The following is a 14,562-nucleotide window of genomic DNA, read 5'->3' on the forward strand; positions in this document are numbered from 1 at the left end:
TGACTGAGGAAAATAGGTTCAAACCATAAGGTCGTGCTGCTTCAAAATGTCTTCGACTATCTCGATCGCGTGGCACAACGCGACTGGACCAAACATGACGTTTTTGCCATCGACATCAACCTTGGGCAGCGCGTCGACGCGGGGCGCGATCTGCCCGTCGAATTTCGAGGGGTAGAGAAGTCGGCGTTTCATCGCAAAGGTGGGTTCTATATCTACAACCACTTGATCCGCAATGGCGTACCTTTCGAAAACATCTGCTTTCTGACTGGCGAAAAGGAATCGACACTGGAGTTTGCCGAACACTGTCGCACCGCGTTGATGCCACAACCCACGGCGTTTTCGAAGAGCGACAGCGGTTTTGCGGAGTTCCGTGAGTGGCTTCGGCAGCGGCGGGAAGACCCTTATGTCACCTTGCGGAGAGGAATCATCGAGGGCTGCGAATACTTGCGCAGCCGTGTGGAAGCCGACGAGACGGTATTCCAGTTTGGGGCGTTTATCGCACCGAAGGGTGGCGATGTTGACCGGGTCAGCCGCGACGAAATCCTGGGCTATATCGATACTCTTCAGGCTTTTTTGCCGCCCATCGGTCACACGGAGGGCAGGTCTGCATTGGAAATAAAGCGTATTGAGCAACTGTATCGGCTGTTCGTACGGACGCTAGCACACGAATGGGATGCGGCAAATCCTGGAAATTTGGCACGAGACATGCCGATGAAGCAAAAGAACATCTTGAGCGCACTTGGCTGGATCATGAAAAATGTGCGCAACTGGACGGCACATACCTCCGTGATCAATAGGCTCGAAGCGCAGGACGTGGCATTCATGTTCCTGATCAACATGCGTGCCATGTTCGATCTGGGCCCTAAACTCGTTACTTATGAAAGGGTATTGCTGGCGCTGTTTTCCAATGGTGACGATCGATTGGTGACCCAGTTGGTCGAGGAGCAACTACGCGACGCACTAGTGCACAGCTATCGCAAGGTAAAGGAGCGGGTATTCAAGGCGCAACAAGCGCGCGATGCGGTTTACTTCAGCGAAATAGTCAACAATCTGGTGCTGGCCAAGGAGGCGTTACCGGGTGTCAATTTCCTCGTATTGCTCTATCATTCCATGTCCACACCAATTAAGCAATAATAAGTGCATCTCAATGAGATCTGAGGTGTGGCATGGGAAGGCCGTTCAAGGGAGAGGGGTCGGTAGCGGAGGCGCTGAAGATTGTCAAAGAAGCCAAGAGTGTGGAACAACTGCGCCAGGCCCAAGCGGTTGTTCTGCCGTTGTGCTACGGGTTGAATCTTGAGCAGACCGCTGCGGTGATCGGCGTTTCGCTCAGTTGGGCCTCACGATTACGCAACGCGTTTCTGGCTGGACATCGGGTAGGCGGTGAATCGGAACCTGCACGAGGCGGACGCCACCGGGAGAATTTCACCCGAGCGCAAGAAGCCGAACTGTTGAAACCGTTTTTCGACCAAGCGGCCAAGGGCGGTATATTGGTCATCAGTCAGATCAAGCCGGCCCTGGAGAAAGCGCTGGGACGCCCGATGGCGCTGTCCTCCGCCTACAACGTGCTACATCGCAACGGTTGGCGCAAGCTGGCGCCAGACAAGCGACATCCGCAAAGTGATCCGACCGCGCAGGAGGCGTGGAAAAAAAACTCCCCGACACCCTTGCCGAACTCCGGAGAGATTTCGCTCAAGGAACCCCGATCCGTCTGATGTTTCAGGACGAAGCGCGCTTCGGGCGCATCAACGATGTGCGTCGTGCCTGGGCGCCCCAACCCATTCGACCGTTGTGCCGGGCCATGCTCACCCACGAATACACCTACGCCTACGCGGCCGTCGATGTGGATACGGGCGCGCTTGACTCGCTGATCTTGCCGCACGTCAATACGCCGTGCATGCAGCTATTCCTCGACGAAGTGGCGGCACGCCATCCGATGGATCGGATCGTCATGGTCCTTGACGGTGCGGGCTGGCATGCCAGCCAAGCACTCAGAACACCCGAAAACATACACCTGCTACCGTTGCCTCCCTATGCCCCTGAACTCAACCCGGTCGAGCATCTCTGGGATGAACTGCGCGAGAAGTTCTTCCACAACCTGGCCTTCGATAGCATCGATGCACTTGAAGATCAACTCGAATCGAGCCTCAAAACCCTTGAATCAGAGCACCAGCGTGTCCGCTCAATCGTACACTGGCCGTGGATAGTTAATGCATTAACGAATTAGAAACGGAATCAGATGTTCTGGCATGGTCTTTCGCCAGCGCGGCTAAAGAATACGGCACTACCGCTAGACCCCAAGACGCGTGAAAAGAATGTGGCGCTGTTTTTCACTTTCAACTGCCGTGCGGACAACTATCGATCGACAGCAGGAGAGGGCGAAGATTTTCTAAACCAGTTCGCGCTTGCCATTTATCGGCGCAGTTTCCCGCAGTGATAGACGCCGCCTTTGCTGCCCTGATCGAGGTACTTCCGCATTGCGCGGAGGAGGGACACCTCGCTACGCAGATCAATGCTGCGTCTTTGATTGAGCATGTTGCGCAGGAAAGTGGCATCGCCCTCGGAGAAGCCACGGCGATTGTCGCCACGACCCAACGCATCCTTGACAGCTTGGCCGTGCTGGATAGGCGCCTGCTTCAGGATGGTTCTTGGCAATTCGTGTCTTTTCCTGCCCAACTCGTAGCAAATTCGCTGTTGACCGGACTCGCCGACGAGAATAAGTTTTTTTTGAATCCGATTATTGGGTCCAAGGTGCGCATAGACCCGACGAAATCGTCGAAGAGCAAAGGAATCTGCTGTGGTCGCTGGAGTCGCGGCGAGCAATGGCACATCGCCAGCATGCAGCAAAGCCGATTCGCTATATTTACTTGGCATGGGGCTTGATTCGCATCGACGGAAAATTTCTGTTACATCATCGGGAAGACATTGCGCGACGGCAGATAGGGAATTTTGTCTTGCCCGGTGGCCGATTAAATCTCTCTGACCTACCCAAAGAACTGCAATTAGCGGAGGCATTGCCGCTGATTCAGAGAGCCGGCTCGACGTATGCGATTGCCGCCCTTGAACGCACTCTCGTCCGTGAAATGTTTGAGGAAGTCGGCTTGCGCCACCGAGAACACTTTGAATTTCGCAATTGGCGTCGTCTCAGACCGTATCGGGAAGTCGAGGGCGCAAAAAATAATCATGCGTTCACCGAATACCTGATCGAGGTGTTCGAAGTTACCCTGACGCAATCTGGACAAGTCAGGTTGTTCGAGAAACTTTCGGCAAGCCCGGATCGGTTCTCATGGTTCTCGCCGACCGACCTTGCCAGGAAGACTCGGCCGGACGGCAGGGCGGCGTATGTCGAGGCGCTGCACGCAAATCTTGGCGTGGATCTGGCCGATCGGCTTGAGCAGGTGCCGGAATCATTTTTCGATCAGAGCATCCGGCAAGACGAGACGGACTCGGTCGATGTTCCGGTCGATGCCACGTCACCGTTATCCTGCGGGCGTACCGGCAAGGAGCGTCCGGTTAAGGTAGCGCTTACCGACGAGGAGCGAAGAACACTCTTTGGGCTTGCGTGGCATGCGAAGGGACTGGAGTTTTCCGAGACGGGCGATGCCGTACTCTTACCATCGGCGTGGGCCAAGGTTTCCGGCGCGGACCTGCAGTCGTCTCTGAATCATTTGGGCGAGAAGTTGCGCGGTGCCGGCATTGAACTGATCGAGTGTCGCGATCAAGAGTTTTACCGGGTGCCTTTGTCACAGAGCCTGATTTTTTTCGACCGATCACGCTACCGCTATCGCTGTGGGGCCGACGATGTTCAAGGTCGCGATGGCTGGCTGCAGCTATGCTTCGAGGCTGTCGATACACCTTTCGGGCGCACCAAGGGGATCGATCACAGATTTTCGATTACCCGAAATACATTGCGGATAATTGAAACGGTCGAGCATGGCGAAGATCCGGAGGGGAACACCCGGATCAAGAGCGGGGATATTCAGCGGACTGTTCGCGAACAAATCGATGCGCATACCAAACCGCTTGGGCTCAGAAAATTTCTGCGCATTGAGGACAAGAATTACTCAATCGATCCAGGGCGGGACGAAGTTGCCGAATAGCTCCTTGTGCCATTGCCACTCACGAAAGGATCTGGAATGAAAAAACCTACGTCTGTTGCTGCGCTTGAAGACCTCGGACGCGTTCGTCTATCGAAGTCGTTCTACCTCCGCGATTTTCTCTACAGCGAGATTGCCAATCATTACGGTATGCCGAATATCCCGGACGATCCGGATTTGGCCATTGCCGCCGGCAGTCGATTGTGCGAGGAACTTCTCGAACCCCTGCAAGAAGCATTCGGGCGGATTGCCATTCGCTCGGCTTATCGATCGCCATCGATCAACGAATTTGGCAACCGCAACAAGCTTAACTGTGCATCGAACGAGAAGAATTATGCGGCCCATATATGGGATCGCAGGGATGAAAGCGGCTGCATGGGCGCGACCGCCTGCGTCGTGATTCCGTGGTTCGCGGAGCTTTACGCGAAAGGCGGCGACTGGCGTTCGATGGCGTGGTGGATTCACGACCACTTGTCCTACAGTACGCTGTTTTTCTTCCCCAAACTGGCAGCCTTCAACATTCGCTGGCACGAGCGGCCGGAGCGAAGGATTGACAGCTATGTTCCTCCAAAAGGGTGCCTTACACGACCTGGCATGCCAGGGCATGAAGGTGATCATTCCGAGTGGTACGCGGATTTTCTGAAGCCTGTGTAGCAGCGTCACTGCCGCGGTCGACCGCAAAAATCGGTCGAAAATCAGCCGCCGGTCATCGACATGAAGCGTAGCACCTGCGGCGCATCCATCTGTTGCGTGAAGTCGTGGCCGAAGGGCTTGATGCCCATGCTGTCGATGATCGCCTGGCGTAGCGGGGTATCCTGACCTGGATGGTCACGCAGTACCGGCAGCAGGTGCAGCGCATCGTTCTGCCCCAGGCACGGGTAAAGCTCGCCCTTGGCGGTGATGCGCACGCGGTTGCAAGTGTCGCAGAAATTGTGACTGTGTGGCGAAATGAAGCCGATCCGCGTTTCCGACCCGGGAATGCGCCAGTAGCGTGCCGGACCGCCAGAGGATTCGGCCGACGGAATCAGGTCGAAACGCTGGGCCAGCGCTTCTCGTGTTTCCTCGGACGAAATATAGGTGCCGTTGCGCCCGTGTATTTCCCCGAGCGGCATTTCCTCGATGAAGGACAGGTCGAGTTCGTTGTCGACGGCGAACTGGACGAGGTCGCCGAATTCGTTGTCATTGGTGCCGCGCATCATCACTGCATTCAGCTTGGTGCGCTGGAAGCCCGCCGCCTGCGCCGCCTTGATGCCGTTGAGCACCTTGGCGAGGTCGCCAATCCGCGTGATGGCCTTGAAGCGCTCTGCCTTGAGGGTGTCGAGGCTGATATTGATGCGCTTGACGCCGGCGGCCTTGAGCGCTGGCGCGAAACGGTCGAGCTGCGACCCATTGCTGGTCATGACCAGATTGTCGAGGCCGGGCAGGGCGCCGAGGCGCTCGATCAGCCACAGCGCATCCTTGCGCACCAGCGGTTCGCCGCCAGTGATGCGCAGCTTGCTGACGCCGAGGCCGACGAAGACCGACGCGACCTGCAGGCATTCTTCGAGGCTCATGACCTCGTTGCGCGGCAGGAAAGTCATTTCCTCGGCCATGCAGTAGGTACAGCGAAAATCGCAACGGTCGGTGATCGACAGGCGGACGTAGGTGATGCGTCGGCCATATTTATCAACCAGCGTGCCCGGCGCACGGGAGCGCTGCTTGGTATCGATTGTCGGAGTAAAATCGCTCAGTCCGTCGGGCGTCGTTTCGGGCCTCAGGGTCTCGTTTTGCATGGCTTGTCAGGCGTGGTGTTCGGCGTCAGAATGAAGCCGGCTGTTGAGTCAGGCCGCCGATTATGGGTATTCGCACAGTTACAAACAAGTGGAGGCATCAAAAATGCAAAAGTTCATTCTCGTTGGCGCGCTGGCTTGCAGCGGGTTGCTTAGCGGTTGCATGGGCGGCATGGGCAGTTCCAGCGCCGACCGTGCGGAGGCACAATTGGCACCGACGCAGGGCAACAAGGTTAGTGGCACGGTTACTTTCGTTCAATCAGGCGCCAAATTAAAGGTATTTGCCGAGGTCAGCGGCCTGACGCCGGGCCTCCATGGCTTCCATATCCATGAAAAGGGCGATTGCAGTGCGCCGGACGGCACCAGTGCCGGCGGCCATTTCAACCCCACGAACAAGCCCCACGGTAACCCCGAGCGTGGTGAGCATCACGCCGGCGACATGGTGCAGCTGGTCGCCGACGAAAAGGGCATCGCCCGCCAGGTGTCCTACATCGAGGGACCGACGCTTGGTGAAGGGCCGGGCAACATCATCGGACGTAGCGTCATCGTTCACACCACGCTGGACGACTACAAGACGCAACCAACCGGCAATTCCGGTGGCCGTCAAGCTTGCGGGGTCATCGTCAAGAAATAGGTGGCTTTTCAGGGTTGACCGCAACAGGCGACGGATCGGGAATTTTCCCGGTCCGTTTTATTTGGCGGCGCGCCGCGACTGTTGCTAAGCTAGCACTGCCTGTCCCGAATAGGCGAGGATCGCCTGATACTGTTTTCCGGGCAGGTTCTGGCGCAGTGCGGCAAACAGTTGCCGGGTCGTTTCCTGCGCCAGGCTGCTGGCCGACGAGTCGCTGAGCAGGCGAATCTGGATACTGGCCAGCGCATCCGCCAGCAGCCGCCAGCCGAGCAGCGGCATGCGTCGGGTCAGCGCCAGTATCAGAGACTCACGAGAGCGCGCAGGATGCGCTGTGCCTCCGCGCTGTCATCGCAGGCCGTCATGGCGTCCCAGAGTGCCAGATGAATATTGCGGCGCAATTCGATCTTGAAATCCAGCGCGTCGGTCTCGACCGCGTCGAGTTGCGCGAAAAAGTGCTGTAAGTGCGCGTCTTCGGCAGTATCCAGCGCTGTCTGCAGCGAACCGAGCAGCGCACTCAAGGTAGGAATTGCGGCAGGTTCGAAGGCCTGACTGTAGGCTAGTCCCCACTGGTCGAGCCCGGTGGCGAGCAGGGCGTGGCGCAGCGTGCGCGCCTCATCGCTGTCACCGGCGGCGCACCAGTTGCGGCAACGCTGCTCGATCTCGGCCAGATTGGTGTCGCGCCCTGGCGCTGGGCATCGGCCGTCATCGTCGGCGCCAGGCGGTCGGGGTCGTGGGTCATCGTCGTGCGGGGGAGGGGGGACAAGCGCCGCGTAACGATACCGCTATTCGCCTTCCCCGCGTGTCGCCCCCCGCTCTTCCGGTGGCAGCGGGGCGAAATAGCCGGCGGCGAGGACGAGCAGCGCGACGCCGATCAATGTTGCCGCCCAGGTCAGGGTACCGCGCCCGGCGGCGTCGAAAAGCAGGAGCTTGGCGCCCACGACGCAGAGCAGCGTGATGCCGCCGAACCACGCCATGCGTAAGCCACGGCGCGAGGCGAGGACCAGGGTGGCAATGGCGGTGCCAGTCCACAACAGCGTGAGCAGCGCGTGGAAGAGCGTCGACCGTAGCAGCGGCTCGCCCGCGAACGGCACGCCGCCCCAGTGGTGGGCGATGCGCGCGGCGAGAGCTGACAGCCAGATAAAGGCGAGGGCGATAAGCACTCCGCGGAGAAGGCGGCCTTCCTCCGGCTTCAGCACGCCCGCCAGCAGCAGGAGTGAAGCCGTGGCGGCAACCTGCGTCGCGTCGAAGACGTTGAGCAGCGGCAAGTAGGGCCAGCCGAGCCCGTCGGCACCGGAGAGCGTGGCGTTACCCAACGGCAGCAGCACAACCAGCCCGGCCAGAGCCGGGAAGATACCCAGCGGCACGTAGTGCGCTTCGGCGACGGCGAACGGCCACAGCCCGCGCTTCGCGCCACCGGCAACCAGCGCGATGCTCGCCGCGAGTACAGCGACGACGGCGACGAATGCCCAGAAGTGGGGCGGTTCGGCGTGGCGCTCGGCCTGCCACGAAGTTTCCAGCACCAGCGAGGCGAGTAGCAGCCACCAGCCGCCGACATGTCGGACGGACTGAAAGGACGGCGCACCGCGCTTCTCGTCGGCGGCGAGCAAAATATGGTGAAGGACGAGCGCAAGTGGCAGCGCAAAGGCCATGAAGCCGGCGAACGGGTGCCCGATGCGGCCTATGGTGACGACAGCGGCCAGCGCCGCCGCGGCCGTCAGGAGCAGGCTGGCCGCCCGCAATTGTGGCCAGCGCCAGCGCATGCTAAGTCCGTCGACTGCGACCACCGACGCGGCGACGAACAGCAGGTGATACGACGGCTGCAACGCCCACGGCGCGCAGCGGGAAATCTCGGCGAAGCCAGTGGTGAACCACCAGACCGCCGCCCAGCCCAGCGGTAGCGTGGGCGGCACCGGTGTCGTCCCCGCGATCCGCTGCAGGATGCGTGTAGAGAAGAGCGCGGCACCAACCACGAGGGCGGCGCCGAGCACCGCATCGTTGGCTACTGGCAGTCCGCGATGCAGCGCATGCCAGCCGAGGAACAGAGCGATCCCGGCCGCGACCTGCATCAGCAGGCCGGTGGCCTGGGCAATTGTCCGGCGCGTGCGGACGCCATACCAGACCACGGCGGCGCCCTCGGCGGCCCAGAAGGCGGAAGTCACCTGGGCGTCGAAGGCGAGCGGCACAGCGATGGTCGCGAGGAAGGCGGCAATCCCGAAATGGGCGTAAGCGATGAGCGGCGGAGTACTGGAGGCGCGGTGCGCGATCAGCCCCCAGAGCATGAAGTACCAGAGCGAACCGGCCAGCGCGCTCCACGCCAGACCGTAGGGTGTGTCACCTACCAGTTGTGCTTGTAGAAAACAGCCGACCAGTGGTGCGCCGAAAAGCAGCATGCCGTCCTGCCACCCCGCACTGCCGGGCGCGCGGAAAATGGTAGTGGCGACTGGCATCGCCGAGTAGGCGGCGAGAAAGAGGATAACGAAGACTTGCGTCACCACATAGTGCGGCGGATGGTAGTTGCCGATTGCCCAGACCATGCCGACCGCCAGAGTGAATACGAAGCCGGCGATGTTGAGTACGCGCCACGCCCGGAACCAGTCGACGCCAAGGATGAAAACGTTGAGCAGCGTGAAATAGAGGAAGAGCGGCAGCGGCGTCTGCGTTTCGCTGCCAGCAAGCACCGGCGCGAGGAATGCGCCGGAGAGGCCGAGCACCGCCAGCACAGGGCCGTCCTGGCGTGCTGCAAGGGCGACGCAGCCGACGCCGAGCGCGGCGAAGGCGGCGAACGCCGGCCCCTGGCCGATCATTGCGTAGCGGGTGAGCATGAAATAGCCGACGAGGTAGAGCAATGCGAAGCCTCCCCCTTGCAGTGCCAGCCCGAAGACACGGTGGCGTGCATCTCGCGCCTTGGCGATGCCGAAGGCGATCAACGCGATGCCGGCGACGGCTGCGGCGATCAGGCGTACCGGTACTGGCAGCAGCCCGTAATCGATCACCAGGCGCAGCACCGAAGCGACGCCGAAGAAGAGAAGAACGATGCCGATCTTGGCGAGTGGGTTGGATTCCCAGAACCACCTTAGCCAGCCGGGAACCTCCAGCCGTTCGCCGCCGATCCCGAACCTGCCTTTCATGAAGTCGGCCATCGGGTCGGGTCGGGACTCGGCAGTTTGCGGATCGGATGGTGACGGATCTTTCTCGAAGGCGGCCGATGGCTTACGCGGTTCGAGCAGGGCATCGAGGTCGACCCAGTGCTCCCGGGGTCGCTGTTGCGAATGTGGCGGCCTGACGGCAGTGCCGCTCGCCGCTGCGGTTAGAGCCGGTGCCTCGGCGGCGTTTCCGGCCGCAGGAGGCGGGGAGGCGGGTTCGGTGGTCCCGACGACGGGTGGCACGATCGACGGCTCGCCTGGCGCGACCAGCCGGCGCAGCACCCCGAGTTCGCTGCGCTGCTCGGCCAGGCGCTGCTCAATCGTCAGGAGGCGCTGCTCCAGCTCGTGCTGGCTCTTCCCCATAAGATGCCGGTTCCGGAAGAAGTAGCCGCCGACCAGCGCCCCGACGATGGCCCCGAAGAACCAAAGTTTACCGCCGAAGGCACTGCCGAGCAGCAAGCCGATGACAGCACCGACGATGATGGTCCACATGACTGTCTTCCTCGACAAGTTCGAACTGCGTCTGTCCGTAGCGATTAAGCGGGCAATTCTACCCGCGCGGCGCAACCGGCGGTTGACGTGGCGCAACCCGGCGCCCTGCCAGCAAATGGTGCACTGCAACAAAATTGTTGACAACGAGCCAAATAAGGCTAGAATGAACTCATGTTGCAGCGCAGCAATTTAGTTGAGTCAAGCGGGCAATAGGCTACTTCAAGCAAGTATTACCTTTACGGAGAAACTCACCATGAACTTCAAACCTCAAGACCTCGCCAACGCCGGTATCGGTTCCGTTTCCCTGCTCGCCAATGCCGCCCTCGACGGCATCGAGCGCCTCGCGGCGCTGAATCTGAACGCCGGTCGTTCCTTCGCCGAAACCTCCGTCGCCAACTTCAACGCGCTTCTCGGCACGACCGACATCAAGTCCTTCATCGACATGCAGCAGAAGCTTGCCACCCCGGCCATCGAAACGGGCATGGAATACTCGCGCAACGTCATCGCTGTCGCCACCGAAACCAAGGACAAGATCGCCAAGGAAGTCGAAACCCGTGTCGCAGCCGTCAATACCAATGTCGCCGATCTTGTCGATCAGGCTCTGGCCGCTGCTCCGGCCGGTTCCGAGGTAGCCGTGGAAGCCGTCAAGGGCGCCATGAAGACCGCCAACGACGCCTTCGAAGGCATGAACAAGGCTGCCAGACAGGCTGCCAATGTCGCCGAAGCGAGCGTCAACGCCGCCACCGAAGCAGCCTTGAATGCTGCGAACGTCGTTGCCCCGAAGGCCGTCGCAACCAAGGCTTCCGCCAAGAAGGCCGCCTGAGTACTGACTGTCGCCCGGGCGCAAAAAAGCCGGAGACATCTCCGGCTTTTTTGCGCCCGGACGGGCTTCACCTCCGGCTGATCCGGATCAGCTTGCCTCTGCCGCCGCGACTTCCACGACAGAGTTCGAGTCGTTCGCCCTTGAGCTTGCCGGCCGCTCCGTCAACGACGGCGACGATCTCGCCGAGAGCAGTCTTGCCGGGGTCGGCTGCGATCAGCTTGAGGCCACGACCGCGCGGCAGGAGGCGGATCTCCTCGACGGGGAAGACGAGGCAACGGCCGTCCCGCGTCAGGCAGGCGACCTCGCCGCCGGCCGGCGCGGGCATGAAGACGGTCGGTGATTCGCCGTCGCCGAGGGTCAGGAATGCCTTGCCGGCCTTGCCGCGAGACAAAAAGTCCTCGCCCCGGCAGCGGAAGCCGTAGCCGCCGTCGGAGGCGACGAGGTAAATGCGCTCGGGGGAAACCACATGTGCCAGTGCCAGCTTGCCGCCACCGACGAAGTCGGCGAGCGAGGTGGCGGGAATGCCGTCACCCTTGCCACCGGGAATGTCGGACGCCGGAATCGAGTAGGCGCGGCCCTTGGTATCGAGCAGGATCAGGTGGTCGACCGTGCGGCAGGGCAGGCAGGCGAGCAGACTGTCGCCGGAACGGAAGCTGAGTTGCGCGGGATCGATGTTGGGGCCGGTGCGCGAACGCAGCCAGCCATGCTTCGAGACGATCAGCGTCGTCGGCTCGTCGACGATGGAAACCGTCTTGGCGTCCGACATCGTGACCTTCTCCGACGTTTCGATCAGTGTCCGCCGGTCGTCGCCGTACTTCTTTGCATCGGCCCGGATTTCGCTGGCCACGCAGGCGCGCAGTGCTTCTTCCGAACTCAGCAGATGGTTCAATCCCGTGGCTTCCTCGCGCAGTTTCGCCAGTTCCTCGCCGATCTTGATCCCTTCCAGTCGTGCCAACTGGCGCAGGCGGATTTCGAGGATGTCCTCGGCCTGGATCGCCGACAGATTGAAGACCGCCATCAGATCGGCCTTGGGGTCGTCCGATTCGCGGATAACCTTGATGACGCGGTCGATGTCGAGCAGGATGGCCTGTCGACCTTCGAGGATATGGATGCGCTTCTCTGCAGCGGCCAGCCGGTGGCGCGTGCGGCGCTCGACGGTAGCCAGCCGGAACCGGCACCACTCGGCGATCATGCCGTGAAGCGAGGCCTGGCGCGGCGTGCCGTTGACGCCGATCACGGTCAGGTTGATCGCGGCGTTGGTTTCGAGGCTGGTGTGGGCGAGCAGCAGGCGCACCAGATCGTCCTGACCCTGGCGCGACGAGGCCGGCTCGATAACGAGGCGGATGGCGTGCTCCTTGCCTGATTCGTCGCGCACGCCCCTTTCCGAAATCGACGACAGGAAGGCAGCCTTCAGGTTGAGCTGTTCCGGCGTGAACACCTTCTTGCCGGCCTTTTCCCTGGCGACCGGGTTCGAGCAGGCTTCGATTTCCGACATCACCGTCGCGGTCGAGACGCCCGGCGGCAGTTCGGTAATCACCAGCTTCCACTGGCCACGCGCCAGATTCTCGATTTTCCAGCGGGCGCGTACACGCAGGCTGCCGCGACCGCCGCGATAGGTGGCGGCGATTTCCTCGGGCGTTGAAATGATCTGCGCGCCGCCGGGATAATCGGGGCCGGGAATCAGCGCCAGCAGTTTGTCCTCGCTGAAATTTGGGTTCTTTACCAGGTTGACCGCGGCAGCGGCAATTTCGCGCAGGTTGTGGGCGGGAATCTCGGTTGCCATGCCGACGGCGATACCGGAGGCGCCGTTGAGCAGGCAAAATGGCAGGCGGGCCGGGAGCAGCGCCGGCTCGTCGTTGGCGCCGTCGTAATTGGGCTTCCAGTCGACGGTGCCTTCATCGAGTTCGGCGAGCAGCAGTTCGGCAATCGGCGTCAGGCGGGCTTCTGTGTAGCGCATCGCCGCCGCGTTGTCGCCATCGCGCGAACCAAAATTGCCCTGGCCGTCGACCACCGGGTAACGCAGGCTCCAGTCCTGCGCCATGCGCACCATCGCGTCGTAGACCGACGAATCGCCGTGTGGGTGGTATTTGCCGATCACATCGCCGACTACGCGCGCCGACTTGACGTGGCGCGGGCTCCGGTATAGCCCCATGCGATGCATGGCGTAGAGAATGCGACGCTGTACCGGCTTCTGGCCATCGGCGGCCGAGGGCAGGGCGCGACCGGTGACGACGCTCATCGCATATTCGAGGTAGCGGCGGGCAGCGTAGTCGGCGGGCGAGGGAATATCGCCGGCCGGAGCGCTGGCCGCCGGCGGCAGGGTCGGCGGCAGTTCCGGCGCTGTCGGGTCGGAGGTTTTCGGCCCGGTGCCGGTGTCGAAGAGCTTCAGTTGATCGGTCATGGCAGGAATTTTTGCAAACGAGGAACCGGGTGGCGTCAGCCGTGCATCAAGGCCGCGATGTTACCTGAGAAGTTCCGGGCACGGTCTGCCAGACGTAATAAAGCCGGGCAGAGGTTCCCCTCTGGCCCGGCCCGACGAAGCGATTGGTGCTTACTTGCCGACCGCGGCCTTGGTCTTGTCGGCAGCATCCTTGGTGGCATCGGCGGCTTCCTTGGTCGCGTCGGCAGCCTTGACCACCATCTCCTTGCCGGCCTCCTTGGTCGCCTCGACAGCTTCCTTGGTCGCCACTACAGCTTCCTTACCGGCTTCCTTGGTCGCCTCGACAGCTTCCTTACCGGCTTCCTTGGTCGCGTCAGTGGCTGCGCCAACGGCCGCTTCAGCCTTCTTGGCTGCTTCGTCGGCCTTCTGTGACGCCTCTGCGGCTACCTTGGCGGCCTGAGCTTTGGCCTCCGCCGCTTTCTTGGCGGCGTCGTCGCCACAGGCGGAAACGGTCAGGGCAAGGAAGGCGGAAATGACAAGTAGATGAATTTTCATGATTCTGATCTCCAGTGGGGATGTGAAATGATTGAACAAGACGTTGCAAAAACTGCGGCCAAAATTCGCAGCATGATTGACAACGGTGAACCGATAGTTTTTTGCAAAGCGCCACTATAGCAGCATATTCTCCAGCGCGTGTAAACCGGCGGGCAGCGCGTCGGGTTGCCAGCGCTTGTTTCGCGTTCCTGAAATTTGCCTGTTTTTCACGGTCGACCGCAGCAAGACAGGAACTTTCGGTTGGCTCAGCACAACCCGTCATTCTTGTCGTCTTCCAGCTTGGGAAGGTGGTCGCCTACGCCAAGAACGACCACCTTGGCTTCCAGATTTATTACCTGTGGAACGGCAGCCGGCGACGCTTCGTTCCGGACTTCCTGATTCGTTTGAGCAACGGCAAGACGCTAGTGCTTGAGATCAAGGGCGAGGACTCCGACCAGAACAAAGCGAAACGTGCTGCTCTCGAAGCTTGGGTGAAGGCGATCAATGCCCGCAGCGGTTTTGGCGTCTGGCGCTGGGACGTGGCGCTTGAACCAGCGGAGATTCAGGACATCGTGATTAAGCACATGAATAGTATTACATAGTGTCATGAATATATTGAAAAACATCATTTAGCATGATCGGTATCAGTGACTTTGGTATCTGGTGCTCGAATGTGCGTTTTCGTCAGCCAAAATT

The 14,562-nt window shown here is 60.8% G+C and carries 14 protein-coding genes and 2 pseudogenes; 8 read left to right on the top strand and 8 right to left on the bottom strand.

Features of this window, described 5'->3' with window-relative positions; translation table 11 throughout:
• Nucleotides 1–33 precede the first annotated feature (33 nt).
• The 3 genes and pseudogenes from IPP03_01075 (at nucleotide 34) to IPP03_01085 (ending at nucleotide 1,981) form a co-directional block, all read left to right on the top strand.
• A complete protein-coding gene (locus IPP03_01075) occupies nucleotides 34–1,134 on the top strand; it encodes a hypothetical protein (protein MBL0351355.1) in 1,101 nt (366 codons plus the stop codon).
• Nucleotides 1,135–1,166: 32 nt separating this feature from the next.
• A complete protein-coding gene (locus IPP03_01080) occupies nucleotides 1,167–1,712 on the top strand; it encodes a winged helix-turn-helix domain-containing protein (GenBank protein ID MBL0351356.1) in 546 nt (181 codons plus the stop codon).
• Nucleotides 1,640–1,981 (top strand): annotated as a pseudogene (locus tag IPP03_01085) (transposase). Before IPP03_01080 ends, IPP03_01085 begins: the two are co-directional and overlap by 73 nt.
• A 428-nt stretch (nucleotides 1,982–2,409) precedes the next feature.
• Here IPP03_01085 and IPP03_01090 read toward each other — a convergent pair.
• Nucleotides 2,410–2,652 (bottom strand): hypothetical protein, encoded by a 243-nt coding sequence (locus IPP03_01090; protein MBL0351357.1) that lies wholly within the window; start codon nucleotides 2,650–2,652, stop codon nucleotides 2,410–2,412.
• Between the two features lie 167 nt (nucleotides 2,653–2,819).
• On the opposite strand from IPP03_01090, the gene IPP03_01095 reads away from it, so the two are divergent.
• Nucleotides 2,820–4,097, top strand: a complete 1,278-nt coding sequence (locus tag IPP03_01095; protein ID MBL0351358.1) for an NUDIX hydrolase — start codon at nucleotides 2,820–2,822, stop codon at nucleotides 4,095–4,097.
• Between the two features lie 36 nt (nucleotides 4,098–4,133).
• Nucleotides 4,134–4,748 (top strand): hypothetical protein, encoded by a 615-nt coding sequence (locus IPP03_01100; GenBank protein ID MBL0351359.1) that lies wholly within the window; start codon nucleotides 4,134–4,136, stop codon nucleotides 4,746–4,748.
• A 41-nt stretch (nucleotides 4,749–4,789) separates the two neighbouring features.
• Here the strand turns inward: IPP03_01100 and moaA are convergent, their stop codons facing one another.
• Nucleotides 4,790–5,866 (bottom strand): GTP 3',8-cyclase MoaA, encoded by a 1,077-nt coding sequence (gene moaA, locus IPP03_01105; protein ID MBL0351360.1) that lies wholly within the window; start codon nucleotides 5,864–5,866, stop codon nucleotides 4,790–4,792.
• Nucleotides 5,867–5,969: 103 nt separating this feature from the next.
• On the opposite strand from moaA, the gene IPP03_01110 reads away from it, so the two are divergent.
• Nucleotides 5,970–6,497 carry a superoxide dismutase family protein gene (locus tag IPP03_01110; protein ID MBL0351361.1) on the top strand — a complete coding sequence of 176 codons (528 nt, stop codon included), beginning with the start codon at nucleotides 5,970–5,972 and terminating at the stop codon, nucleotides 6,495–6,497.
• A gap of 84 nt (nucleotides 6,498–6,581) precedes the next feature.
• On the opposite strand, the gene IPP03_01115 is transcribed toward IPP03_01110, so the two are convergent.
• Genes IPP03_01115 through IPP03_01130 form a run of 4 tightly spaced genes read right to left on the bottom strand, consistent with a single transcriptional unit; the run spans nucleotide 6,582 to nucleotide 10,129 of the window.
• Nucleotides 6,582–6,773 (bottom strand): hypothetical protein, encoded by a 192-nt coding sequence (locus IPP03_01115; GenBank protein MBL0351362.1) that lies wholly within the window; start codon nucleotides 6,771–6,773, stop codon nucleotides 6,582–6,584.
• A gap of 20 nt (nucleotides 6,774–6,793) precedes the next feature.
• Nucleotides 6,794–7,012, bottom strand: a complete 219-nt coding sequence (locus IPP03_01120; protein MBL0351363.1) for a hypothetical protein — start codon at nucleotides 7,010–7,012, stop codon at nucleotides 6,794–6,796.
• Nucleotides 7,013–7,050: 38 nt separating this feature from the next.
• Nucleotides 7,051–7,257, bottom strand: coding sequence for a hypothetical protein (locus IPP03_01125; protein MBL0351364.1), 207 nt, complete (start codon nucleotides 7,255–7,257; stop codon nucleotides 7,051–7,053).
• Nucleotides 7,258–7,276: 19 nt separating this feature from the next.
• Nucleotides 7,277–10,129: a DUF2339 domain-containing protein gene (locus IPP03_01130; protein MBL0351365.1), complete on the bottom strand. Its 2,853-nt coding sequence runs from the start codon at nucleotides 10,127–10,129 to the stop codon at nucleotides 7,277–7,279.
• Nucleotides 10,130–10,382: 253 nt separating this feature from the next.
• Between IPP03_01130 and IPP03_01135 the strand changes: the two genes are divergently transcribed.
• The gene (locus IPP03_01135; GenBank protein MBL0351366.1) at nucleotides 10,383–10,952 is read left to right on the top strand and encodes a phasin family protein; all 570 of its coding nucleotides are present in this window, start codon (nucleotides 10,383–10,385) and stop codon (nucleotides 10,950–10,952) included.
• 67 nt (nucleotides 10,953–11,019) lie between these two features.
• On the opposite strand, the gene parC is transcribed toward IPP03_01135, so the two are convergent.
• Together parC and IPP03_01145 are read right to left on the bottom strand one after the other, a co-directional pair.
• On the bottom strand, nucleotides 11,020–13,353 hold the full coding sequence (gene parC, locus IPP03_01140; protein MBL0351367.1) for a DNA topoisomerase IV subunit A: 2,334 nt from the start codon (nucleotides 13,351–13,353) through the stop codon (nucleotides 11,020–11,022).
• A gap of 150 nt (nucleotides 13,354–13,503) precedes the next feature.
• Nucleotides 13,504–13,881 (bottom strand): hypothetical protein, encoded by a 378-nt coding sequence (locus tag IPP03_01145; GenBank protein ID MBL0351368.1) that lies wholly within the window; start codon nucleotides 13,879–13,881, stop codon nucleotides 13,504–13,506.
• A 293-nt stretch (nucleotides 13,882–14,174) separates the two neighbouring features.
• Here IPP03_01145 and IPP03_01150 point away from each other — a divergent pair.
• Nucleotides 14,175–14,468, top strand: a pseudogene (locus IPP03_01150) (type III restriction endonuclease subunit R).
• Nucleotides 14,469–14,562: the final 94 nt, after the last annotated feature.

Origin of the sequence: Candidatus Dechloromonas phosphoritropha (assembly GCA_016722705.1) — a bacterium.
Taxonomy (GTDB): domain Bacteria; phylum Pseudomonadota; class Gammaproteobacteria; order Burkholderiales; family Rhodocyclaceae; genus Azonexus; species Azonexus phosphoritrophus.

What these genes read in the sequence shown, in the direction of transcription:
- IPP03_01080 (MBL0351356.1), top strand. Translation starts at nt 1,167, where the DNA reads ATGGGAAGGCCGTTCAAGGGAGAGGGGTCGGTAGCGGAGGCGCTGAAG.
- IPP03_01095 (MBL0351358.1), top strand. Translation starts at nt 2,820, where the DNA reads ATGGCACATCGCCAGCATGCAGCAAAGCCGATTCGCTATATTTACTTG.
- IPP03_01100 (MBL0351359.1), top strand. Translation starts at nt 4,134, where the DNA reads ATGAAAAAACCTACGTCTGTTGCTGCGCTTGAAGACCTCGGACGCGTT.
- moaA (MBL0351360.1), bottom strand. Translation starts at nt 5,866, where the DNA reads ATGCAAAACGAGACCCTGAGGCCCGAAACGACGCCCGACGGACTGAGC.
- IPP03_01110 (MBL0351361.1), top strand. Translation starts at nt 5,970, where the DNA reads ATGCAAAAGTTCATTCTCGTTGGCGCGCTGGCTTGCAGCGGGTTGCTT.
- IPP03_01115 (MBL0351362.1), bottom strand. Translation starts at nt 6,773, where the DNA reads ATGCCGCTGCTCGGCTGGCGGCTGCTGGCGGATGCGCTGGCCAGTATC.
- IPP03_01130 (MBL0351365.1), bottom strand. Translation starts at nt 10,129, where the DNA reads ATGTGGACCATCATCGTCGGTGCTGTCATCGGCTTGCTGCTCGGCAGT.
- IPP03_01135 (MBL0351366.1), top strand. Translation starts at nt 10,383, where the DNA reads ATGAACTTCAAACCTCAAGACCTCGCCAACGCCGGTATCGGTTCCGTT.
- parC (MBL0351367.1), bottom strand. Translation starts at nt 13,353, where the DNA reads ATGACCGATCAACTGAAGCTCTTCGACACCGGCACCGGGCCGAAAACC.